The organism is Neisseria sp. P0009.S007, from assembly GCF_051962515.1.
Window position 1 is genome coordinate 1 of sequence record NZ_JBQCVF010000818.1, and the last position, 598, is coordinate 598.

Here is a 598-nt window from a genome sequence, read left to right on the forward strand (position 1 = left end):
AACTTGATGAGTTTGGACTTCTTTCATCATCAGATTTAAAAAGTGTTGCGGTAAAATCTAGTAAAAAAGAATTTAAAATTCAAATCCCTAAAATTTTAGAGTATTCTACCGCTGGTTCAACTCAAAGCAACTCATATGAAACAATTTTTACGGATTTAGTTTCTTTTTTAAAAGAATTAGTTATCAGTTATTCTACTGAGGGTGGTCTAATTCTAATAATTGATGGTTTAGATGATATTCTAACTTCTAGAGAAGTACAATATCAAGCTCTATCAGCACTAATTTTTGAAGCTGAGAAGCTTAATTTATTATTTTTTTCTAACAAAAAAAAAAATTCATATCGTTATCCTTTGTCGAACTGAACTATATGAAAAACTACCAAACCCAAATAAAAATAAATTAAGAAAAGACTTTGGATTTGAATTAAACTGGTATCAAGATACTGATTATGCCGAAGGGTCTAACTTAGTAAAACTAGTAAACTTAAGAGCAAAATTATCTTTTAATAAAGAAATTGATATTTTTAAGAATTTTTTTCCTGATACTATTAAAGGAAAGCCATCTCTGCAATATTTACTAGAGATGACAAGACATACAC

General features: G+C 27.4%; 1 protein-coding gene. It reads left to right on the forward strand.

Translation table 11 applies throughout. The features are described 5' to 3' along the window. Window positions 1-362, forward strand: a 362-nt coding sequence (locus ACTHS3_RS16570) for a hypothetical protein (RefSeq protein WP_440368582.1), incomplete at its 5' end; no start/stop codon positions are given. Window positions 363-598: the final 236 nt, after the last annotated feature.